This is a genomic window from Streptomyces sp. BF23-19 (assembly GCF_041106355.1).
Lineage (GTDB): Bacteria > Actinomycetota > Actinomycetes > Streptomycetales > Streptomycetaceae > Streptomyces > Streptomyces virginiae_A.
In genome coordinates, this window is record NZ_JBGBPT010000124.1 from 1 (window position 1) to 19,811 (window position 19,811).

Genomic DNA, 19,811 nt, shown 5'->3' on the forward strand with positions numbered 1-19,811 from the left:
CCGCCGCGGACCCCGGCGGGCCCGTCGTGGGGCAGCCCAGGCGGCCTCAGGAAGGTCCTGCCGGCCCGGCGGGCGGCGTGGGGTCGGCCCCGGCCGGCGCGGGCCGCCGGGGCAAGGGGCAGGGTCGGGGCGCGAACCGGCGCCCCAGCGGCCGCGAGCGCCACGACGAGAAGATCACGGTCTACGTCTCCGCCGAGGAACTCATGGACCTGGAGCACGCGCGGCTGGTGCTGCGCGGGGAGCACGGGCTGGCGGTGGACCGGGGCCGCATCGTCCGCGAGGCGGTCGCGGTCGTCCTCGCCGATCTGGAATCCCGCGGGGACGCGAGCATCCTCGTACGGCGCCTGCGCGGCCGCTGAGCCGCCCGCTTTCCCGCGCGCCCGCCGTCCCGGTGCGTGCGCGGGGCGCGGCGCCGTGCCGGGCGGTGATCCGCCGGGGAGCGCGGAGGAGCCCGTAGGCTGCTGGTGGCCGCGGCCACGGCGCCCGGCCCTCCACGCCGCCCCCATGCACCTCCTGGACCGCGATGACCTCCCCCGCCGAATCCGGCCGACCGACCCGGCGTGTCCTGGGACGCGGCCCCGGCGCCCCCGACCCGGCCCGGCAACCGGACGCAGACGACGGGGGAGCGGAGCCCGAAGCCCCTGAGGCGCCCGCCACGCGCCCCGCACCGGCGGCGGGCGGTACCGAGCCGGAACGTTCCCCCGAGCCCGCAGACGGCCTGCAGGGGCCGCCTGGGCCCGACCCGGCCCCGGACGCCGACCCGGCCGTGAGCCCGGACCGTGCGAGCCCCGCGGGCGGCGACGGGCGGTTCACCCTGCGGCTCGCCAACTTCGAGGGCCCCTTCGACCTGCTGCTCCAGCTGATCTCGCGGCACAAGCTCGACGTCACCGAGGTCGCGCTGTCCAAGGTCACCGACGAGTTCATGGCGCACATCCGTGCCATGGGGCCCGACTGGGACCTCGACCAGACCACCGAGTTCCTCGTCGTCGCCGCCACCCTGCTCGACCTGAAGGCCGCCCGGCTGCTGCCGGTCGCCGAGGTGGAGGACGAGGCGGACCTGGCCCTGCTGGAGGCCCGGGACCTGCTCTTCGCGCGCCTGCTCCAGTACCGCGCGTACAAGCAGATCGCCGAGATCTTCGAGCGGCGCGCGGAGGCCGAGGGCAGGCGGTACCCGCGGACGGTCGGGCTGGAGCCGCACCACGCGGACCTGCTGCCCGAGGTCGTCCTCAGCATCGGGCCGGAGGGGTTCGCCCGGCTCGCGGTGAAGGCCATGCAGCCCAAGGCCGAGCCCCAGGTGTACGTGGACCACATCCACGCCCCCCTGGTCAGCGTCCGCGAGCAGGCCGGGCTGGTGGTGCGGATGCTGAAGGCGCGCGGGGAGGCCACCTTCCAGGAGCTCACCGAGGACGCCGAGGACACCCTCACCGTCGTCGCGCGCTTCCTGGCCCTGCTGGAGCTCTACCGGGAGAAGGCGGTCGTCCTCGACCAGGAGGAGGCCCTGCGGACCCTCACCGTGCGCTGGAGCGGCGGGGACGGCGACGGCATGCCGACCGTGACCGACGAGTTCGACCGGATCGTGGAGGCGAAGGATTGAGCAGCGACGTGAGCGCGGTGGCCGCGCTGGAGCTGAAGCCGGCCCTGGAGGCCGTGCTCATGGTCGTGGACGAGCCGGCCACCGAGGCGCACCTGGCCAAGGTGCTGGAGCGCACCCCGCGCGAGGTCGCGCAGGCGCTGCGGGAGCTCGCCGACGAGTACACGGCCGCGCGCCGGGGCTTCGAGCTGCGGTTGGTGGCCGGCGGCTGGCGGTTCTACACCCGGGCCGAGTACGCGCCCGCCGTGGAGGGATTCGTCCTGGACGGCCGGCAGGCCCGGCTCACCCAGGCGGCCCTGGAGACCCTGGCGGTCGTCGCGTACCGCCAGCCGGTGAGCCGATCGCGGGTTTCGGCGGTCCGCGGAGTCAACTGCGACGGGGTCATGCGGACCCTCCTCCAGCGCGGTCTGGTGGAGGAGGCGGGGACGGAACCCGAAACAGGTGCGATCCTATACAGGACGACGAACTACTTTCTGGAGCGGATGGGCCTGCGTGGCCTGGACGAGCTCCCGGAGCTCGCGCCCTTCCTCCCCGAGGCGGACGCGATCGAAGCCGAGACGCAAGAAGGTGTGCCGTCGTTCGATCCGGACGCACCGGACACCGATGAAGACGACAAGACGACGGAACTTTGATGCGAAGCAGCGGCAACGGCAACGGTGGCGGCAACAGGAACAGCGGCGGCGGCGGTGGCGGGCGCGGTAACTCCCGCGGCGGCTCCTCCAGCGGCGGCGGTGGCTACCGCGGGAGCGGCTCCGGCGGTGGCAGCGGCTCCGGCGGCTCCCGTGGCGGCAGCTCCGGCGGCGGTTACCGGGGTGGCAGCTCCGGTGGCAGCGGCTCCGGCGGCTCCCGTGGCGGCAGCTCCGGCGGCGGCTACCAGGGCGGCGGCTCCCGTGGCGGCAGCTCCGGCGGCGGCTACCAGGGCGGCTCCGACTCGCGCGACCGCGACCAGCCGGCCCCCCGCATCCGCAACCCGCGTCCCGAGGAGCGCCGCTACGACGTCGGCCCCGAGGGCGAGCGCAGCGGACGCAGCGGCCCCAAGGCGGGCGGCGGCGGTGCCCGTGGCGCCGCGGCGCGCGGTGGAGCCAAGGGCGGTCCCCGTACCTCCAGGACCCCCGGCATCGGCGGCGCCGGCGGCCCGCGCAGCGGCCCCGGCAGCCGCAGCGGCCAGTCCCGTCCGCGTGAGCTGGACGCGCGTATCGAGGAGCGCGTGCGCGACCGGTACGCCGACAAGCCCGTGGTCAAGACCCCGAAGACCTTCCCGGGTGCTGAGGAGGAGGGTGAGCGTCTGCAGAAGGTGCTCGCCCGCGCCGGCATGGGTTCGCGCCGCGCCTGCGAGGAGCTCATCGAGCAGGCCCGCGTCGAGGTCAACGGCGAGATCGTGCTGGAGCAGGGCAAGCGCGTCCTGCCGAAGGACGAGATCAAGGTGGACGGTCTGACCGTCGCCACCCAGTCGTACCTGTTCTTCGCGCTGAACAAGCCCGCCGGTGTCGTCTCCACCATGGAGGACCCGGACGGCCGTCAGTGCCTCGGTGACTACGTCACCAACCGTGAGACCCGTCTCTTCCACGTCGGCCGGCTCGACACCGAGACCGAGGGCATCATCCTGCTCACCAACCACGGTGAGCTGGCCCACCGCCTCACGCACCCGAAGTACGGCGTGCAGAAGACGTACGTGGCCGCGATCACCGGCTCGCTGCCGCGCGACATCGGCAAGCGGCTCAAGGACGGCATCGAGCTGGAGGACGGGTACGCCCGCGCCGACAACTTCCGCGTCGTCGACCAGGTCGGCAAGAACTACCTGGTCGAGGTCACCCTCCACGAGGGCCGCAAGCACATCGTCCGCCGCATGCTGGCCGAGGCGGGCTTCCCCGTCGACAAGCTCGTCCGGACCTCCTTCGGTCCGATCGAGCTGGGCGACCAGAAGTCCGGCTGGCTGCGCCGCCTGACCAACACCGAGGTCGGCATGCTGATGCGCGAGGTCGGTCTCTAGGACGCAGGCCGGTCGCCCCTCGGCGGCCGGACCGATCACGGAAAAACCCGCGGTGTCCCTGGGCACCCCGGGGTTTCTGCTTGTCGGGGGCCCCGATCACTGTTTATAGTCAGTCTGACCATTAAACATTCGAGGGAGGTCGGCATGAGCTGGACCATGAGCTGGACCGAGGTGCTCGGCTTCGCCACCGGCGCCCTGTGCGTCTGGCTGGTCGCCCGGCAGCACGTGGCCAACTGGCCGATCGGCATCGCCAACAACATCTTCTTCATCGTGCTCTTCGCCCAGGCCGGCCTCTACGCCGACGCCGGGCTCCAGATCGTCTTCATCGCCCTCGCCGCCTACGGCTGGTGGTCCTGGACCCACGGGGGTGGACCAGGATCCGCCGAGGCCCTGCCGGTGCGCCGCACCACGCGCACCGAATGGGTCGGGCTCGCCGCGGCGGGGGCGGTGGGGGTGCTCGCACTCACGCTGCTGCTGAGCCGGGCCACCGACTCCACCGTCCCCTTCTGGGACGCAGCCACCACCGGGCTCTCGCTCGCCGCCACGTACGGGCAGTGCCGCAAGCTCGTCGAGTCCTGGTGGCTGTGGATCGCCGCCGACCTCGTCTACATCCCGCTCTACGCGTACAAGGGCCTCTACCTGACCTCCGCGCTCTACGTGGGCTTCCTCGCCCTGTGCGTGGTCGGACTCCTCGGCTGGCGGCGCACGCTGCCGGCGCGGGACGCCCGTACGACGGCGGAGGCGACGGCATGAGACGCCACGGACACGGCCTGGTCCTCGGCAAGTTCTACCCGCCGCACGCCGGCCACCACCACCTGGTGCGCACCGCCCAGGACCAGTGCGAACGGCTGACCGTGCTGGTGTGCGCGGCCTCCGTGGAATCGGTCCCGCTCGCCGACCGGGTCGCCTGGATGCGTGAGGCGCACCCCGGGGCCCAGGTCGTCGGCGCGGTGGACGACATCCCCGTCGACCTGCACGACCCGGACGTCTGGGAGGCCCACATGGCGGTCTTCCGCGGCGCGATCCCCGGGCGGGTGGACGCCGTCTTCACCTCGGAGGAGTACGGGAGCGAGCTCGCCCGCAGGTTCGGCGCCGAGGAGGTCCTGGTGGACCGGGAACGCACGCTGTTCCCCGTGTCCGGGACCGCGGTACGCAGGGACCCGGCCGGCTCCTGGGAGTTCCTCGGGCCGGCCGTCCGGGCCGCCCTCACCCGGCGGGTCGTCGTCCTCGGCGCGGAGTCCACCGGGACCACCACGCTGTCGCGGGCCCTCGCCGACCACTACCGCCGCCGCGGCGGCGTATGGGCCAAGACGGGCTGGGTCCCCGAGTACGGGCGTCGGTTCAGCGAGGAGAAGCTGGCGGCCGCCCGCGCCGCCGACCCGGTGGCCTCCTGGGCGGACGTGTCCTTCACCTCCGAGGAGTTCCCGCTCATCGCCCGCCACCAGGACGCGGACGAGGAGCACGCCGCCCGGCTCGGCTCGCCCGTGCTGTTCTGCGACACCGACTCCTTCGCGACCGGGATCTGGCACGAGCGGTACATGGGCGGCCGCAACGAGGAGGTCGAGCGGATCGCCGACCTCACCCGGCGGGACCTGTACCTGCTCACCGACCACACCGACGTGCCCTTCGAGGACGACGGACTGCGGGACGGACCCCAGCTGCGCCCCTGGATGACCGAGCGGTTCCGGGCGGAACTGGAGCGCACCGGGAGGCGTTTCCTCGTCGTACGCGGGGATCGGGCGGCCCGGCTGGAGACGGCCGTCCGGGCCGTGGACGGACTGCTGGCCGAGGGCTGGCACTTCACCGACCCCCTTCCGGAGAACCGATGACCGCCGGCTATGACCCGTACGCCTTCGAGCCGTTCGCGGTGACCGTCGACCTGGCCGTGTTCACCGTGCGCGCCGGCGCCCTGCACGTGCTCCTGATCCGGCGCGGCCAGGAACCGTACGCCGGGGCCTGGGCGCTGCCCGGCGGGTTCGTCCTGCCGCGGGAGTCCGCCGAGACCGCCGCCCGGCGCGAACTGGCCGAGGAGACCGGCCTGCCGGAGCAACTCGTCGCCGCGCTCCACCTGGAGCAGCTGCGCACCTACAGCGAACCGGACCGCGACCCCCGGATGCGGGTGGTCTCGGTGGCCTTCACCGCCCTCGTCCCGAACCTGCCGGAGCCGGCGGCCGAGGGCGGCGGGGACGCGGCCCACGCCCGCTGGCTGGCCGTGGAGGACGTGTCGGAGCTCGCCTTCGACCACGCGGTGATCCTGGCGGACGCCCGCGAGCGGATCGGCGCCAAGCTGGAGTACACCTGCCTGGCCACCGGGTTCTGCCCGCCCGAGTTCACCCTCGGCGAGCTGCAGTCCGTCTACGAGACCGTCTGGAACGCCGGCCTCGACCGCCCCAACTTCCGCCGCAAGGTCCTGGCGACGCCGGGCTTCGTCGAGGCCGTACCGGGAGCCGCCCGGCTGACCGGAGGCCGCGGCAAACCGGCCGCCCTCTACCGGCCCGGTCCGGCGACCACCCTCCACCCACCCCTGCTGCGACCGGAAGGAACCACCCGATGACGACCAAGCGAGCCGCCACCGGCGCCATGATCGGCCTGGCCCTCGGCGACGCCCTCGGCTTCCCGACCGAGTTCAACGACGTGCCGTCGATCCTGGCCAAGACGGGACCCTGGCGCGAGATGAGCCTGCCGCGCCCGGCGATCGTCACGGACGACACCCAGATGACCCTCGCCCTGGCCCGCGGCATGCGTACGGCGGCCGAGCGGGGACCCGTGGGGCCGCTGCGCCTGACCCGGCCGGTCCGCGAGGAGTTCGTCGACTGGTACCACTCCCCGGAGAACAACCGGGCCCCCGGCCGCACCTGCATGACGGCCTGCCGGCTGCTGGACACCCCGGACCGGGACTGGCGCGACGCCAGCCAGATCGGCTCCAAGGGCTGCGGCGCCAACATGCGCGTGGTCCCGGTCGGGCTGGTGCCGGACTGGACCGAGGAGGAGCGGGCCGGCGCCGCGCAGCTCCAGTCGGCCCTCACCCACGGGCACCCCACGGCGCTCGCCGCCTCCGACCTGACCGCGCGGGCGGTGTACCTGCTGGCCGAGGGCACCGAGGTGACGGGGCTCGTCGGACGGCTGCGCTCGTACGCCCTGGAGAACCGCACCCGCTACCACGAGCGCTGGCTCGGCGACCTGTGGATGCGGACCGCGTCCGACGCCTCCCCGGAGTCCTTCATGGCCCGGGGCTGGGACGAGTGCCTGGCGGTCCTGGACCGGCTGGCGGCCGCCCTGCGGTCCCCCTCCCCGGAGACCGACCCCTGCCTGGCCACGGGCGACGGCTGGATCGCCGAGGAGGCCCTCGCCACCGCCCTGCACTGCTTCCTGCTCTTCCCCGACGAGCCGCTCGCCGCGCTCCGCCGGGCCGCCTGCACGCGCGGCGACTCCGATTCCATCGCCTGCCTCGCCGGGGCCTTCGCCGGAGCGCACCTCGGCGCGGACGTCTGGCCCCGGGAATGGGAGGGCCGCATCGAGTACCGGGACGAACTCCTGGCCTTCGGCGCCCTCTGGGATGCTTGATCCATGCTGGACGCACTGAGTCTCGACCTGACCCCCGTCGTGGCGGAGCAGCCCGACCCGCTGCTCTTCGCCACGGTCTCCGGCGCGCACCTGTACGGCTTCCCGTCCCGGGACTCCGACATCGACCTGCGCGGCGCCCACCTGCTCCCGGCCCAGGACCTGCTGGGCCTGCGCGAGCCGGAGGAGACCCGGAGCCGCATGTGGGACCGGGACGACGTGGAGATGGACCTCGTCACGCACGACCTGCGCAAGTTCGTCCGCCTGATGCTGAACCGCAACGGCTACGTCCTGGAGCAGCTGCTCTCCCCGCTCGTGGTCCACACGACGCCGGCGCACGAGGAACTGATCGCGCTGGCCCCCGGGGTGCTGACCTCCCACCACGCCCACCACTACCGGGGGTTCGCCGGCACCCAGTGGCGGCTCTTCGAGAAGGCCGCCGAACTCAAACCGCTGCTCTACGCGTTCCGGGCGCTGCTCACCGGCATCCACCTCATGCGGTCGGGCCAGGTGCAGGCACACCTGCCGACCCTGCTGGCCGAGGTGCCGGAGGCGCCCCCGTACCTCGCCGCCCTGATCGAGGCCAAGGTGGCCGCCGAGCACGGGGGCTACGTGGGCCCGCCGCTCGGCGGTGTGCGCGCGGACATCGAGGCGCTGCACGCGGTGCTGGACGCGGCCCAGGCCGTGTCCGCGCTGCCCGAGCAGGTGTCGGCGTACGACGCGCTCGACGAGTTCGTCGTACGACGGCGCACCCTGCGCGACTGAGCTACGCGGCCGACGCGCGCCGGGTGCGGACCAGGAAGTCCTGCACCCGCGCCCGGTCCGGCTCCGCGGGCAGCACGGTGGAGGCCAGGGCCGACTCCGTCTCCTCCTGGAGGCGGGCCATCCAGGCGTCGGTCTCCTCCCAGGTGAGCTCGCCGCGGCGGACCGCGAGCAGGCGGTCGCGGTGCGGGCCGGCGTCGATGGTCAGCCGGCCGGTGCGCAGGAGGTCACGGCAGGACAGCAGCAGGCGCAGCAGGTGCATGGCGTGCTTCCAGCGCGGGGCGCCGTGGATGCGGACGTCCGCGAGGAGTTTGCCGCGCTGGGAGGCCGCGTACCGGCTGAAGCTGGTGTGGGCCCGGCGGGAGAGGAAGGCCCCGCGGAGGGAGAGCAGCTCCTCCCCGACCGGGGTGACCTCTTCCACCAAGGGGGAGTGCAGGCACTCCAGGATGTTCGGGTTGGCCCGCAGGGCGAGTTCGCAGAAGCGCTCCAGCTCCCAGGAGAACTCCTCCTCCCGCGGGCCCTCCACGTGCGTGGGGGGCTTGTCGAACCGCCAGAACAGCGGCGTCGGGGCGAGGTAGACACCGCGCAGGTCGGTGTCGCTCGCCTCCGTCGCCAGCCCGAACGCCCGGGAGCCCATCACACACCGGTAGACCGTGTGGTCCCGTACCAGCGTCAGATCGTCCATCCCGGGAGAGTAGGCGTCTGACCTGCCGCTATGCGAGCGAGATATTGCCGTCCGCCGCGACCTTGATCTTCTTCTCCGCCAGTCCCTTGGTGGCCGGACCCTTGGTCACCGCACCGTCGGCGATCGCGAACTTGCTGTTGTGGCACGGGCAGTCGATGCTGCCGTCCTCCACCTTGTTGACCAGGCAGCCCTGGTGGGGGCAGACCGCCGTGAAGCATTTGAAGGTGCCGGCCTTGGGCTGGGTGACGACGACCTTCTCCTCCTTGAAGACCTTGCCGCCGCCCACCGGCACGTCCGCCTTCTTGGTGAGGGCCTTGTCGCCCGCCCCCGCGTCGGGGCTGGCGGGAGCCGGGGCGGCGGGCTGGACGCCCGTGTCGTTGTTCGGTTCCCCCGGGGAGGCCTTTTCACCGCTCCCACCTCCGCAGGCGGTGATCGCGCCGCCTGCCAGGGTGGCCGCGCCGATCGTCAGTACCGTGCGCCGGGCGGTGTGCGTGAGGTCGCTCATGAGTCTCTCCTCGCTTCGTGGCCGGATGGCGTGCAGCATCCTGGCCTGCGGCGGGCCTCAGGTGAAGCCTGCCGCGCCGGTTCATCGGCCCGGTTCCCATGGGGCCAGTGAGGCAGGGCTGCCGGGTGTGCGTACGACCTCCCACACGTGGATCACGGCTTCCCGGTTCAGTGGGCCGTGAACATGGGGGTAGCGCCCGCCGGAATCAGCGTCCCGGCGGACCTCGGCGGTCAGCGCGCCCTCGTCGAGCTCCACCGCGAGCAGGATCCCCGGTACCGCCCGGTAGTGCGCGTCGACGATCGCGAGTGCCGTGGGGCGATCCGCCGAACAGTGGACGAACCCCTCGACCTCCAGCGAGGGCGGGGCGTACGGGAGCTCGGGTGCGGCGGTCCAGTCGGTGAGCGGGACGATGTGGAAGATCATGCGGATGGTTCTACCGCAGGGGTCGCGGACGTGTGCGCCAGGTGGCGGCATTGTCGACAATGGGTGACATTGTCCGTGTCTCGAAGCCGGGTGCGAAGCGCTCCGCGCGGCCCGGCCCCTCTGCGAAAGGCGTGACGATGGCGGGTAACGACCTCGGCTCTCTTCTCGGCGGCCTCCTGGGCGGGAGCGGTGGCCAAGGCGGCAGCGGCGGCGCCGGCGGCGGCAACGTCCTCGGTGCGCTGCTCGGCGCCCTCACGGGCGGGGCCGGCGGCTCCCAGACCGGCGGGAGCAACCCGCTCGGCGGGCTGATGGACATGCTGACCAGGTCGGGCCTCGCCGACCAGGCCCAGTCCTGGATCGGCACCGGCGACAACCAGTCGGTCAGCGGCGCCCAGATCGCCGAGGCGCTGCCCGACGAGGCCCTGCAGAAGGCGGCCGCGCAGGCCGGCGTCAGCCCGCAGGAAGCCGCCGACCAGATCGCGCAGGCGCTGCCGACGGCCGTCGACAAGCTGAGCCCGGAAGGACAGCTTCCGACCGGCTCGCTCGAGGACATCATCCGCGCGCAGAAGTTCTGACCGTCCGGCAGCGCCGCACGAGGGCCCGGCCGCCGTCCCACGGGATGGGCGGTCGGGCCCTCGTGGCGCGGGTGCTGGATACCCTGGCCGGACAGTCCGTCAGCTCGCCTTTCCGTCCCCTTGGAGTACCTCGTGAGAACCGCCGTCGTCATCGGAACCGGACTGATCGGCACCTCCGCGGCGCTCGCCCTGTCCGCCCGGGGGATCACCGTCCACCTCGCCGACCACGACCCGGACCGGGCCCGTACGGCGGCCGCCCTCGGGGCCGGCACCGACGAGCCCCCGCAGGAGCAGGTCGACCTCGCGATCGTCGCCGTACCGCCGGCCCACGTGGCCGCGACCCTGGCCGACCTGATCGGGCGCGGGGTCGCGCGCGCCTACGTGGACGTGGCCAGCGTCAAGGGCGGACCGCGGCGGGAGCTGGCGGCGCTCGGCGTGGACGTCACCGCCTACATCGGAACGCACCCGATGGCCGGCAAGGAGCAGTCCGGGCCGCTCGCCGCCACCGCGGACCTCTTCGAGGGCCGCCCGTGGGTGCTGACCCCCTCCCGGGACACCGACCACGAGGTGCTCAACCTCGCACTGGAGCTGGTGGCCCTCTCCCGCGCCGTACCGGTGGTGATGGACGCCGATGCCCACGACCGCGCGGTGGCGCTCGTCTCGCACACCCCCCAGCTGGTCTCCAGCATGGTCGCGGCCCGGCTGGAGGAGGCCGACGAGACGGCCGTCCGGCTGTGCGGGCAGGGCATCCGCGACGTCACCCGGATCGCGGCCTCCGACCCGCGGATGTGGGTGGAGATCCTGTCGGCCAACCCGGGACCGGTGGCCGACGTCCTCGCCGGCATCGCCGCCGACCTGGAGGAGACCGTGGAGGCGCTGCGGGGCCTGCAGTCCGCCGACGTGGAGAAGCGGCGCGGGGGCGCCGCGGGCATCGAGGACGTGCTGCGCCGCGGCAACGCGGGCCGGGTCCGGGTCCCCGGCAAGCACGGCGCGGCCCCCACGGTCTACGAGACGGTGGCCGTGCTCATCAGCGACCAGCCCGGTGAGCTGGCCCGGATCTTCGCCGACGCCGGCCGGGCCGGGGTCAACATCGAGGACGTACGGATCGAGCACGCGACGGGCCAGCAGGCCGGCCTCGTCCAGCTCATGGTGGAGCCACGGGCGGTGCCCGGCCTGACCGCCGAGCTGCGCGAGCGGGGCTGGGCGCTGCGACAGCAGTAAGGGGAGCGACGGGGCTGCGGGTGAGGGGCGGCCGGCGGGGGCCGGCCGGCCCCCGGAACGCACCGCGGGGACGGCGGCCGTCCGGGGCCGGTAACCTTGGGGAGGGGCGCTTTGCCGCGCCCGGACACGTACGCGCAACCAGGAAGGTGCCCGCACCGTGGAAACCGCAGCTCCGTCCGCCGTGATCGTCGCCATCGACGGTCCCTCCGGCACGGGCAAGTCCAGCACCTCCAAGGCCGTGGCCGCCAAGCTCGGGCTGCGCTACCTGGACACCGGCGCCCAGTACCGGGCCATCACCTGGTGGATGATCACCAACGGCGTCGACACCGACGACCCGCAGGCCATCGCGATCGCCGCCGGCAAGCCCACCATCGTGTCCGGCACCGATCCGGCCGCCCCCACCATCACCGTGGACGGCCTCGACGCCGCCGGTCCCATCCGGACCCAGGAGGTCACCTCGAAGGTCAGCGCCGTCAGCGCCGTCCCCGAGGTGCGCACCCTGATCACCGACCTGCAGCGCTCCATCGCCGCCGAGGCGGCCCAGGAGGCCGACGGGATCGTCGTCGAAGGCCGGGACATCGGCACCACCGTCCTGCCCGACGCCGACCTCAAGATCTTCCTGACCGCTTCCGCCGAGGCGCGCGCCGCCCGGCGCAGCGGCGAGCTCCGCGGCAAGGAGGCCGCCGACCTCGCGGCCACCAAGGAGGCGCTGATCAAGCGCGACGCGGCCGACTCCGGCCGCAAGACCTCCCCGCTGGCCAAGGCCGACGACGCCGTCGAGGTGGACACCACCGAGCTCACGCTCGACCAGGTGATCGAGTGCGTCGTGACGCTGGTGGAAGAGAAGCGGGCGGGCCGCAAGTGAGCCAAGCGCCCTCCCGCAAGGGTGCGGCGGTCGGCAGGCGCATCGGCATCGGGCTCATGTACGGGCTCTGGAAGCCGCGCGTACTGGGGGCCTGGAAGGTGCCCGCCTCGGGCCCCGTCATCCTCGCCGTGAACCACTCGCACAACATCGACGGCCCCATGGTCATGGGCACCGCGCCCAGGCCGCTGCACTTCCTGATCAAGAAGGAAGCGTACGTGGGCCCGCTCGGCCCCTTCCTCGACGGGATCGGGCAGGTCAAGGTCGACCGCGGCGGCCCCGACCGGACGGCGATAGGCCGCGCCCTCGGCGTGCTCGACAATGGAGGGGCCCTGGGGATATTTCCCGAGGGCACCCGGGGCGAGGGCGACTTCGCCTCGCTGCGCGCGGGCCTCGCGTACTTCGCGGTCCGCAGCGGCGCACCCATCGTCCCCGTGGCCGTGCTGGGCAGCGGGGACACCCCGGGGCGCGTCGTCAAGGGCCTGCCGGCCCTCAAGAGCCGGGTCGACGTCGTCTTCGGCTCGGCCTTCGACGCGGGCGACGGCAGTGGCCGCCGTACCCGTACCGCCCTGGACCAGGCCACCGTACGCATCCAGGACCGGCTGACCGCCCACCTGGCCGACGCCAAGCGCCTGACCGGGCGCTGAGCGAGACTTGAAACCAGTAGTGGAACCGCGCTGCGCGGGTACCACCGACCACCACGAACGACGAGGAACGGACTTCATGAACGACCAGCACGACCACGGAGCACTTGGCGACGCCGAGTACGCGGAGTTCATGGAGCTCGCCGCGGAAGAGGGCTTCGACATCGAAGACGTCGAAGGCGCGATCGAGGAGGCCGGTCACGGACCGCTTCCCGTCCTCGCCGTCGTCGGCCGCCCGAACGTCGGCAAGTCGACCCTGGTGAACCGGATCATCGGCCGCCGCGAGGCGGTCGTCGAGGACAAGCCCGGTGTCACCCGCGACCGCGTCACGTACGAGGCCGAATGGGCCGGCCGCCGCTTCAAGGTCGTCGACACCGGCGGCTGGGAGCAGGACGTCCTCGGCATCGACGCCTCCGTCGCCGCCCAGGCCGAGTACGCCATCGAGGCCGCCGACGCGGTCGTCTTCGTCGTCGACGCCAAGGTCGGCGCCACCGACACCGACGAGGCCGTCGTCCGGCTGCTGCGCAGGGCGGGCAAGCCCGTCGTGCTGTGCGCCAACAAGGTCGACGGCCAGAGCGGCGAGTCCGACGCGGCTTCCCTGTGGTCGCTGGGTCTCGGCATGCCGCACCCGGTCTCCTCGCTGCACGGCCGCGGCACCGGTGACATGCTCGACGCCGTCCTGGAGGCCCTGCCCGAGGCCCCCGAGCAGACCTTCGGCGGCGCCGCCCTCGGCGGCCCGCGCCGCATCGCGCTCATCGGCCGGCCGAACGTCGGCAAGTCCTCGCTGCTCAACAAGGTGGCGAAGGAGGACCGCGTCGTCGTCAACGAGCTGGCCGGCACCACCCGCGACCCGGTCGACGAGCTGATCGAACTCGGTGGCATCACCTGGAAGTTCGTCGACACCGCCGGTATCCGCAAGAAGGTCCACCTGCAGCAGGGCGCCGACTACTACGCCTCCCTGCGCACGGCCGCCGCCGTCGAGAAGGCGGAGGTCGCGGTGATCCTGATCGACACCTCCGAGACCATCAGCGTCCAGGACCAGCGCATCATCACGATGGCCGTCGAGGCGGGCCGCGCGATCGTGATCGCCTACAACAAGTGGGACGAGCTCGACGAGGAGCGCCGCTACTACCTCGAGCGCGAGATCGAGACCGAGATGCAGCAGGTCGCCTGGGCGCCCCGGGTGAACGTCTCGGCGCTCACCGGCCGTCACATGGAGAAGCTGGTCCCGGCGATCGAGACGGCCCTGGCGGGCTGGGAGACGCGCGTCCCCACCGGCCGGCTGAACGCCTTCCTCGGTGAGGTCGTCGCCGCCCACCCGCACCCGATCCGTGGCGGCAAGCAGCCCCGCATCCTGTTCGGTACCCAGGCGGGCAGCAAGCCGCCGCGGTTCGTCCTCTTCGCCTCCGGCTTCCTGGAGCACGGCTACCGACGCTTCATCGAGCGCCGCCTGCGCGAGGAGTTCGGCTTCGAGGGCACCCCGATCCACATCTCGGTGCGGGTGCGCGAGAAGCGCGGCGCCCAGTACAAGAAGAAGAAGTAGTTCCCAGTCTGATCAAGCCCCCCACCTGCATCTTCTCCGCAGGCGGGGGGCTTGACGCTTGCCCCGGGCCGCCTGTGGGCCGTCAGGCCGTGGCCGAGGGCTCTTTCGGACCGGGGTAGATGGAGGCCACGGCGACCGCTGAAAAGGCGCTGCGAAAGCTGCGGACCGACGGGCTTGTCAGGGGGATCCACGGAATCGGGACAGAGGTCCTGGACCGTCCCTCCCCGGTGTCCTCGGGCTCTCAGCGCCAGGACCGTGGGCGTCGCAGCGGGTCGAGCTGGGGGGCCGGGGAGCGATCCGACGCCCACCAGGCCTCAGTGGTCTCGGCGCCGGCGGACGTCGCCCAGGCGCTGGACATCAAGCCTGGCTCGGACGTGATCAGGCGGAGCCGCGTCCATCGCGACCGCCACGGCATCGTCGCGCACTCCACCTCATGGATCCCCGCCCAGTCCGGGAAGGCGATTCCGCAGCTGGCCAAGAGCGAGCGCCTGACCGGCGGAACATCCCTACAGCTCATCGCTCAGATCACCGGCAGCCCGATCACCCACCGGATCGACACCGTGGCGGCGCGCCTGCTGACGCCGGAGGACGCAGAGCTCCTGGAGCTGGACGCCGCGAAGCCTTCGAGGGAGCCAGTGGTCGTGATGATGGCGAAGTTCGTCAACAGCGCGGGCGATGTCGTGGAGTACGGCGTTGACCTCGGAAGCCCGGGCCGGACGTGGCAGACGGAATCGGACGTCGTCCAGTGACGGCCGTCGGCAGCTCCGTCCGGCCGTTCTGCGTGCTGATGGCTGGACTGCCCGGGTCGGGCAAGACGACGTTGTCCCGCGCTCTTACGGACCGCGGCTTCGTGAGGCTCTGCCCCGATGAAGAGATGTTCCGCCGGCACGGCGTGTACGGAGTCGACTTCCCCCGAGGCACCTTCCCCGCTCTGGAGCGGCCGATCCTTGAAGAGGTCTCCCTGGAGCTCCGCGAGCAACTCCGGGCGGGGAAGGACGTGGTGGTCGACCACGGCTTCTGGACGCCCGACGACCGCGCTCGGTGGCGAGCGGTCGCCACGGACGCCGGTGCGACCTCGGTACTGGTCTACCTAGAGGCCAGCCACGAAGAGCTCTGGGAGCGCGTGAGCAAGCGGAACGCACAGCACGAAGCAGATCCGAACTCGATCTACTTCGCTGAAAGCGACCTGGCCCGCTACCGAACGAGATTCGTACCGCCTCAGCCGGACGAGCCCCACCTCACCTTTCGCGGAGACCCGGATCCGGTCTTGAAAGCACTGGAAGAGGCTGCTGAGCCTCGCTCGTGACCATCGGCCGTGGCTAGCAGTCCTCGCCCGCCCTGAACCCCCAGGATGGGTCAGATCCTGGGGGTTTCCTGATCGACGCTGCTAGGCGCTAGATCCCTGATCAGAACATGTTTGGGTTGCTAGCGAGGTTGCTAGGTCTAGCGATCCTCGATGCTAGACCTAGCAACGGTGGCGGGAGCTCCAAGCGGTACTAGCGGCCTGCTGCTCAGGCGCTGGCGTTCTCGGCAGCCTGGTAAGCGCCGTACGCCTCCCAGGCGCGTTCCAGGGTGTCGATGGCTGCCTGGATAGCCCCGAGGTCTTCCAGGTAGTTGCGCTGCCCTGAAAGCCCCTTTCGAGATGGCCAGTCTGGATCGGCGGAGACGTCTCGTGCCAGATCCCCGATAGCGGTGCGATCTTTGCTGTGGGTCTTCAACCACGTGGTGAAGCTCTGATGCTTAGCCATAGCGCCATCCTTCCGCCGACATGCGTCTCCCAATCTTGAATTCCCGGGCTGAGCGAGGCTGCTGGTGGTGACAGCGCCGCAGTTGGGCGGCGGGTGGGAGCGTCACGGGTGTGACGCACCAGCGTCATGCCCCACTGCGGGGTGACTGCCCTCGCCAGCCTCGGAGTCCTTGACCTGCGTGTCTCTGCGTCACGGGAAGCTGTGACGCCCGTGACGCATCTGAGCCCCGGCGTGAGACCACCAGCGCGCGGCAGACGCCCCCCGCTAATAGCTCTCCTGTGCATGCACGGTTACCGGTTACCGGTTACAGGCCCTACGGAGCCGATTCGGGCCACTCAGGGCGGAGCGGGGCGGCGTGTGCGACCTGTAACCGGTAACCGTGGACAGCTCTCCTGTGCTTCTCTGCACTTCACTCTCATGGGTGAAGGCGGGTATGTGGTTCGTCAAAGGGCCTCCGAGATGGATGGGATGGGAGTCAAGGGTGGTAACGGCGCCAGCGACCGCAGGGCAGGTCTCCACGCGTCGGTAAGATCAGCGCTCTCAATGGGGGTGCGATGCGAACATCAGGGCGGGGCGGCGAGGGGCAGAAGTACGCGCTGACCTCGGACGAGGACGACAGCGACTTCTGGGGCTTCGCTCAGGAAGCGCAGGGGTTGTTCACTCCCCTGCCGGATGAGGAAGGAGCGCGCCGAGTGCACCTCGCGGGTTGCCTCCCGCAGGGTGGCCTACTGAGGTGTGTTGACCATGTCGGCAGTCGTCGTGCCGTGGCGGGGAACGCCTGGTTCGAGCTCCTCGACGGTGACGGTGCCACCATGGGGTCCTACTTCGTTGGCGAGGTCACCGTCATCGAGGTCAAGCCCTCCGCCAGTGGTGCCGGCCTTGTCGACCTCACGGTGACGCTCTGGTGCGAGAACGCCCTGCCTGGAGCGGAACGACCGTGGGAGCTGGTCCGCACCGGTCACCTGAACCACACCGGAATGTGGCACGAACTCGCACCCGAGGACCGACGCGCGTGGCTGTCGGTGGCCCTGTGGTCCCGGGAGTACCAACGCCAAGGGAAGCCCGATGCGCCTGCAGGCCAGGTGTTCACCTTGGATGGCCGATACATCGTCGACGAAGACAGCTTCTACTGCGCGATCGGTGAGGCCGTCAACGGGCCCGGCGGGTACTTCGGCTGGAACCTAGACGCTCTGGACGACTGCCTTTTCGGCGGTTGGGGCGCGACCACTCCGTTCACCTTGCACTGGGACTTGTCTGCCGAGGCTCGGACGCGGTTGGCGGAGCGCGTGCCCGCCGGTGATCGCGAGCTTGTGCTGTTCGACCTCCTCCTGGAGATCTTCGAGGAACGGGCTGTGAGCGTCATCCTTCGGTGACAGCTCGTTGCTTCGAGGCGTCGGCCTGGGGAACGTCATTCGGACTCCTGCGGACGGCGGCGTGTGGGGATGCCGAGGTGGACAGCTGGTCGCTGGGCTCGGCGTTGGGTCTCGTCGCGCTTCGCGCGGAGGAAGGTGAGGGTGAGGTCGATGCCCTCGATCTCATCGAGTCGCTTGTCGCTTGTCGTCTTGGGTCTGATGGGCGCCTCAGCCCCGGATGCGTGGCTGTGAGCTGGGTGAACGGGACGACAAGCGACAAGCGACAAGACAAGCGACAAGCAATCCCGGGCTGGCTATCCGGGCGCCGCGCCGGGCCGTCTGTGGGCCGTCGAACGCCTCCCAACGCTGACCGACATCCACCAACAGCGACCGCTCAGCAGCAGGTCAGGATGGTGCGGAGGGGATTGCTCCCTGATGGAAAGTCAGGCTGGTAAGACCAAGAAGAAGAAGTAGCAGCCGGGCGAGGACTTCGGCGGACTCGGCGGGGTCAGTAGCCCCGGCGCGGAGCGGGCGGCAGGGCCGCCGGGATGTGGGTCATCCCGGTCTGGTGCTGCCGCCCGTCGGCGTATGCGGGGCTGCCCGCGTACGAGTACGCCGGCTGCGGCTGCGGGGTGTACGAGGGCTGCCAGCCGTCGACGCGCTGCCACGCGGAAGGGTTCCAACCACTGCCGTACGACGTGCCGCTCGTGTACGAGCCCCCGTAGGAGAAGGCCGTGAAGCCGTGGTCCTCCTCGCCCGTACGGTCGCCCGGCAGCGCCCGGAAGGCGCGCAGGTACTCCGAGTACAGCGTGTCGTAGATGGGGGTGTGCGAGACGGCCGGAGAGGGGTCCCGGTCCCGTGCGGGACGCATCGCGGGGACGGTGCTCGGATAGGACGGGGCGCGGGAGGAGTCGTATGAATGCACGTACCAGCCAACGAAACCGGCGCTCTGCGGATGCGGGGTGACAGGGGAGGAAACACAGATCGCCGGGGGTGTGCGGGACGGACCGCACACCCCCGGCGCACGCCGCCCGGCCCCCTCGGCAGGGGGCTGGGCGGCCGTTTCGGTACCGGCTGGATCAGGCGCCGGGCGTACCCGCCAGCGGCATCGCGGCGGCCACGAGCTTGCCCGCGGCGGCGGCCTTGTCCAGCGCGTCGCGCAGTAGGTCCTCACGGGGCTGCTGGCCGATGGAGCCGACCGGGGCGGCGTAGATGAGCACGCGCTGGGTCTTGTTGACGGCGGCCCGCCAGCCGTCGGTGACCGACAGCGCCTGGTGAGCCTGCCACCAGGCGACCTGACCGCCGCCGTCGTTGCCCGGCTGCAGCACGGCGTGCAGCTGGCCCGCGGCGAGCAGGACCGACCAGCCGCCGAGGACGGTGGGGACCTCGGAGGTGTCGGTGACGGGGATGAAGCCCTGCTCGATGAGGAGCGGCAGGAAGTCGTCGCCGGGGCCGTCGCTGCCGGGGCGGGCGATGGGCGCGGTCGGCTCGACGACCAGGGCGGGGTGCAGCTCCCCGGCGATCAGGATCAGGCCGCTGGTGATGCCGAGGACGGCCTGGCCGCCGGACACGTTCTGCGGGGCGGCGCCGGGGCCGCCCGCGGCGGCCGGGCTGTCGCCGGTGATGCTGCGGACGGCGCCCTGGAGCTGCTCCTCGGAGACCGAGACCACCTGCGAGGGGATGCAGGTGGCGTGGGCGAAGGCGAGGACGGCGGTCTCCTCGCCGACGAACAGCACTGTGCTGGTGCGGTCGTTCTCGGGGTCGCCCGGGGTGCGGCAGGAGGTGCAGTCGTAACTGCGCGGCGCGTCTTCGCCGACGAGCAGCCTGTCGGCTTCTTCGTCACCGATCTCGGCACGTACCTCATCACTGACGTCGAGCATGCGCGGCACGGGGTGGCTCCTCGGCATAGGTGCGGGTCCGGGAGGCTCCCGGCTCGCCGGGCTCAACGGCCGAGCGGCGGCCGGGGTCACGCCATTTGAGGGAACGGATTCGAACCTGGCCCCCGGAAGGGTGAACCGTCCGACCGGAGCTTCCCTTTCGTGCCAACTGTTTTCTGGTTGTGCTCAGTTGGTGCTCAGGTGTGGCCGTTCGGGGCGGTGTCGGCGGTCGGCCGACCGGGTGGGGCGCGGTGACCTGCCGCGTGGCGGGCCGAAGGGGGCCGCACGGGGCTGCGTAGCGTGACCCGATGCCCAACCACCGGACTTGGCGGGCCGCTTCCGGCGGCGCCGTCGCGCTCGCCGCCGTGCTGGCGCTCGCACTGCCGCGCGGCTCCACGGCCGCGACTCCACGCGAGCGGGAGCAGCGCCATCGCCGCGACGGCGAGCGCGATGAGCGGGGAGCCGAAGAGGG

General features: G+C 71.9%; 22 protein-coding genes and 1 pseudogene. 17 read left to right on the forward strand and 6 right to left on the reverse strand.

Going from position 1 to position 19,811, the window contains the following annotated elements:
* The 9 genes and pseudogenes from AB8A24_RS40110 to AB8A24_RS40150 all read left to right on the forward strand — a co-directional run.
* A pseudogene (locus AB8A24_RS40110) lies at positions 1-359 on the forward strand (hypothetical protein); the annotation flags it as partial.
* Between the two features lie 164 nt (positions 360-523).
* Complete coding sequence (locus AB8A24_RS40115) at positions 524-1,594, forward strand: ScpA family protein (protein ID WP_369478967.1); 1,071 nt, start codon at positions 524-526, stop codon at positions 1,592-1,594.
* Positions 1,591-2,223, forward strand: coding sequence for an SMC-Scp complex subunit ScpB (gene scpB / locus AB8A24_RS40120; RefSeq protein ID WP_369478968.1), 633 nt, complete (start codon positions 1,591-1,593; stop codon positions 2,221-2,223). The genes AB8A24_RS40115 and scpB overlap by 4 nt, the downstream gene beginning before the upstream one ends.
* The gene (locus AB8A24_RS40125; RefSeq protein WP_369478969.1) at positions 2,223-3,581 is read left to right on the forward strand and encodes a pseudouridine synthase; all 1,359 of its coding nucleotides are present in this window, start codon (positions 2,223-2,225) and stop codon (positions 3,579-3,581) included. The genes scpB and AB8A24_RS40125 overlap by 1 nt, the downstream gene beginning before the upstream one ends.
* A gap of 144 nt (positions 3,582-3,725) precedes the next feature.
* Positions 3,726-4,334, forward strand: a complete 609-nt coding sequence (gene pnuC, locus AB8A24_RS40130) for a nicotinamide riboside transporter PnuC (protein ID WP_030729961.1) — start codon at positions 3,726-3,728, stop codon at positions 4,332-4,334.
* A complete protein-coding gene (locus AB8A24_RS40135) occupies positions 4,331-5,410 on the forward strand; it encodes an AAA family ATPase (RefSeq protein ID WP_369478970.1) in 1,080 nt (359 codons plus the stop codon). The genes pnuC and AB8A24_RS40135 overlap by 4 nt, the downstream gene beginning before the upstream one ends.
* A complete protein-coding gene (locus AB8A24_RS40140; protein ID WP_369478971.1) occupies positions 5,407-6,135 on the forward strand; it encodes an NUDIX domain-containing protein in 729 nt (242 codons plus the stop codon). Before AB8A24_RS40135 ends, AB8A24_RS40140 begins: the two co-directional genes overlap by 4 nt.
* Positions 6,132-7,145: an ADP-ribosylglycohydrolase family protein gene (locus AB8A24_RS40145; protein ID WP_328963886.1), complete on the forward strand. Its 1,014-nt coding sequence runs from the start codon at positions 6,132-6,134 to the stop codon at positions 7,143-7,145. Before AB8A24_RS40140 ends, AB8A24_RS40145 begins: the two co-directional genes overlap by 4 nt.
* Before the next feature lie 3 nt (positions 7,146-7,148).
* Positions 7,149-7,907: a nucleotidyltransferase domain-containing protein gene (locus tag AB8A24_RS40150; protein WP_328963887.1), complete on the forward strand. Its 759-nt coding sequence runs from the start codon at positions 7,149-7,151 to the stop codon at positions 7,905-7,907.
* Between the two features lies 1 nt (position 7,908).
* Here AB8A24_RS40150 and AB8A24_RS40155 read toward each other — a convergent pair whose 3' ends face one another.
* The 3 genes from AB8A24_RS40155 to AB8A24_RS40165 all read right to left on the reverse strand — a co-directional run bounded on the left by AB8A24_RS40155 (position 7,909) and on the right by AB8A24_RS40165 (position 9,517).
* Positions 7,909-8,589: a nucleotidyltransferase domain-containing protein gene (locus tag AB8A24_RS40155; RefSeq protein WP_328963888.1), complete on the reverse strand. Its 681-nt coding sequence runs from the start codon at positions 8,587-8,589 to the stop codon at positions 7,909-7,911.
* Positions 8,590-8,617: 28 nt separating this feature from the next.
* On the reverse strand, positions 8,618-9,094 hold the full coding sequence (locus AB8A24_RS40160; protein WP_328963889.1) for a Rieske (2Fe-2S) protein: 477 nt from the start codon (positions 9,092-9,094) through the stop codon (positions 8,618-8,620).
* Positions 9,095-9,175: 81 nt separating this feature from the next.
* Positions 9,176-9,517, reverse strand: coding sequence for a DUF952 domain-containing protein (locus tag AB8A24_RS40165; protein WP_328963890.1), 342 nt, complete (start codon positions 9,515-9,517; stop codon positions 9,176-9,178).
* Between the two features lie 137 nt (positions 9,518-9,654).
* Here AB8A24_RS40165 and AB8A24_RS40170 point away from each other — a divergent pair, with 137 nt between their 5' ends.
* The 7 genes from AB8A24_RS40170 (at position 9,655) to AB8A24_RS40200 (ending at position 15,668) form a co-directional block, all read left to right on the forward strand.
* A complete protein-coding gene (locus AB8A24_RS40170) occupies positions 9,655-10,092 on the forward strand; it encodes a YidB family protein (RefSeq protein ID WP_369478972.1) in 438 nt (145 codons plus the stop codon).
* Between the two features lie 132 nt (positions 10,093-10,224).
* Entirely contained in the window at positions 10,225-11,313 is a 1,089-nt protein-coding gene (locus tag AB8A24_RS40175; protein WP_328963892.1) for a prephenate dehydrogenase, read from the forward strand.
* 157 nt (positions 11,314-11,470) lie between these two features.
* Entirely contained in the window at positions 11,471-12,178 is a 708-nt protein-coding gene (cmk, locus tag AB8A24_RS40180; RefSeq protein ID WP_030009333.1) for a (d)CMP kinase, read from the forward strand.
* Complete coding sequence (locus AB8A24_RS40185; RefSeq protein WP_369478973.1) at positions 12,175-12,822, forward strand: lysophospholipid acyltransferase family protein; 648 nt, start codon at positions 12,175-12,177, stop codon at positions 12,820-12,822. Before cmk ends, AB8A24_RS40185 begins: the two co-directional genes overlap by 4 nt.
* Before the next feature lie 76 nt (positions 12,823-12,898).
* Positions 12,899-14,362 (forward strand): ribosome biogenesis GTPase Der, encoded by a 1,464-nt coding sequence (gene der, locus AB8A24_RS40190; protein ID WP_369478974.1) that lies wholly within the window; start codon positions 12,899-12,901, stop codon positions 14,360-14,362.
* A gap of 119 nt (positions 14,363-14,481) precedes the next feature.
* A complete protein-coding gene (locus tag AB8A24_RS40195) occupies positions 14,482-15,111 on the forward strand; it encodes a GntR family transcriptional regulator (RefSeq protein ID WP_369478975.1) in 630 nt (209 codons plus the stop codon).
* Complete coding sequence (locus AB8A24_RS40200) at positions 15,108-15,668, forward strand: AAA family ATPase (RefSeq protein ID WP_369478976.1); 561 nt, start codon at positions 15,108-15,110, stop codon at positions 15,666-15,668. Before AB8A24_RS40195 ends, AB8A24_RS40200 begins: the two co-directional genes overlap by 4 nt.
* A 205-nt stretch (positions 15,669-15,873) precedes the next feature.
* Here the strand turns inward: AB8A24_RS40200 and AB8A24_RS40205 are convergent, their stop codons facing one another.
* Positions 15,874-16,110, reverse strand: coding sequence for a YozE family protein (locus tag AB8A24_RS40205; protein WP_328963897.1), 237 nt, complete (start codon positions 16,108-16,110; stop codon positions 15,874-15,876).
* Between the two features lie 812 nt (positions 16,111-16,922).
* Between AB8A24_RS40205 and AB8A24_RS40210 the strand changes: the two genes are divergently transcribed.
* Positions 16,923-17,483 (forward strand): barstar family protein, encoded by a 561-nt coding sequence (locus AB8A24_RS40210; RefSeq protein ID WP_369478977.1) that lies wholly within the window; start codon positions 16,923-16,925, stop codon positions 17,481-17,483.
* 487 nt (positions 17,484-17,970) lie between these two features.
* Here the strand turns inward: AB8A24_RS40210 and AB8A24_RS40215 are convergent, their stop codons facing one another.
* Together AB8A24_RS40215 and AB8A24_RS40220 are read right to left on the reverse strand one after the other, a co-directional pair.
* Positions 17,971-18,333 (reverse strand): hypothetical protein, encoded by a 363-nt coding sequence (locus AB8A24_RS40215; RefSeq protein WP_369478978.1) that lies wholly within the window; start codon positions 18,331-18,333, stop codon positions 17,971-17,973.
* Between the two features lie 208 nt (positions 18,334-18,541).
* Complete coding sequence (locus AB8A24_RS40220; RefSeq protein WP_033224977.1) at positions 18,542-19,351, reverse strand: hypothetical protein; 810 nt, start codon at positions 19,349-19,351, stop codon at positions 18,542-18,544.
* Positions 19,352-19,811: the final 460 nt, after the last annotated feature.

Excerpts from the sequence above, each read along its gene's own strand:
- AB8A24_RS40115 (WP_369478967.1), top strand. The coding sequence starts at position 524 with ATGACCTCCCCCGCCGAATCCGGCCGACCGACCCGGCGTGTCCTGGGA.
- AB8A24_RS40125 (WP_369478969.1), top strand. The coding sequence starts at position 2,223 with ATGCGAAGCAGCGGCAACGGCAACGGTGGCGGCAACAGGAACAGCGGC.
- pnuC (WP_030729961.1), top strand. The coding sequence starts at position 3,726 with ATGAGCTGGACCATGAGCTGGACCGAGGTGCTCGGCTTCGCCACCGGC.
- AB8A24_RS40135 (WP_369478970.1), top strand. The coding sequence starts at position 4,331 with ATGAGACGCCACGGACACGGCCTGGTCCTCGGCAAGTTCTACCCGCCG.
- AB8A24_RS40140 (WP_369478971.1), top strand. The coding sequence starts at position 5,407 with ATGACCGCCGGCTATGACCCGTACGCCTTCGAGCCGTTCGCGGTGACC.
- AB8A24_RS40145 (WP_328963886.1), top strand. The coding sequence starts at position 6,132 with ATGACGACCAAGCGAGCCGCCACCGGCGCCATGATCGGCCTGGCCCTC.
- AB8A24_RS40150 (WP_328963887.1), top strand. The coding sequence starts at position 7,149 with ATGCTGGACGCACTGAGTCTCGACCTGACCCCCGTCGTGGCGGAGCAG.
- AB8A24_RS40155 (WP_328963888.1), bottom strand. The coding sequence starts at position 8,589 with ATGGACGATCTGACGCTGGTACGGGACCACACGGTCTACCGGTGTGTG.
- AB8A24_RS40160 (WP_328963889.1), bottom strand. The coding sequence starts at position 9,094 with ATGAGCGACCTCACGCACACCGCCCGGCGCACGGTACTGACGATCGGC.
- AB8A24_RS40165 (WP_328963890.1), bottom strand. The coding sequence starts at position 9,517 with ATGATCTTCCACATCGTCCCGCTCACCGACTGGACCGCCGCACCCGAG.
- AB8A24_RS40170 (WP_369478972.1), top strand. The coding sequence starts at position 9,655 with ATGGCGGGTAACGACCTCGGCTCTCTTCTCGGCGGCCTCCTGGGCGGG.
- der (WP_369478974.1), top strand. The coding sequence starts at position 12,899 with ATGAACGACCAGCACGACCACGGAGCACTTGGCGACGCCGAGTACGCG.
- AB8A24_RS40195 (WP_369478975.1), top strand. The coding sequence starts at position 14,482 with ATGGAGGCCACGGCGACCGCTGAAAAGGCGCTGCGAAAGCTGCGGACC.
- AB8A24_RS40205 (WP_328963897.1), bottom strand. The coding sequence starts at position 16,110 with ATGGCTAAGCATCAGAGCTTCACCACGTGGTTGAAGACCCACAGCAAA.
- AB8A24_RS40210 (WP_369478977.1), top strand. The coding sequence starts at position 16,923 with ATGGGGTCCTACTTCGTTGGCGAGGTCACCGTCATCGAGGTCAAGCCC.
- AB8A24_RS40215 (WP_369478978.1), bottom strand. The coding sequence starts at position 18,333 with ATGCGTCCCGCACGGGACCGGGACCCCTCTCCGGCCGTCTCGCACACC.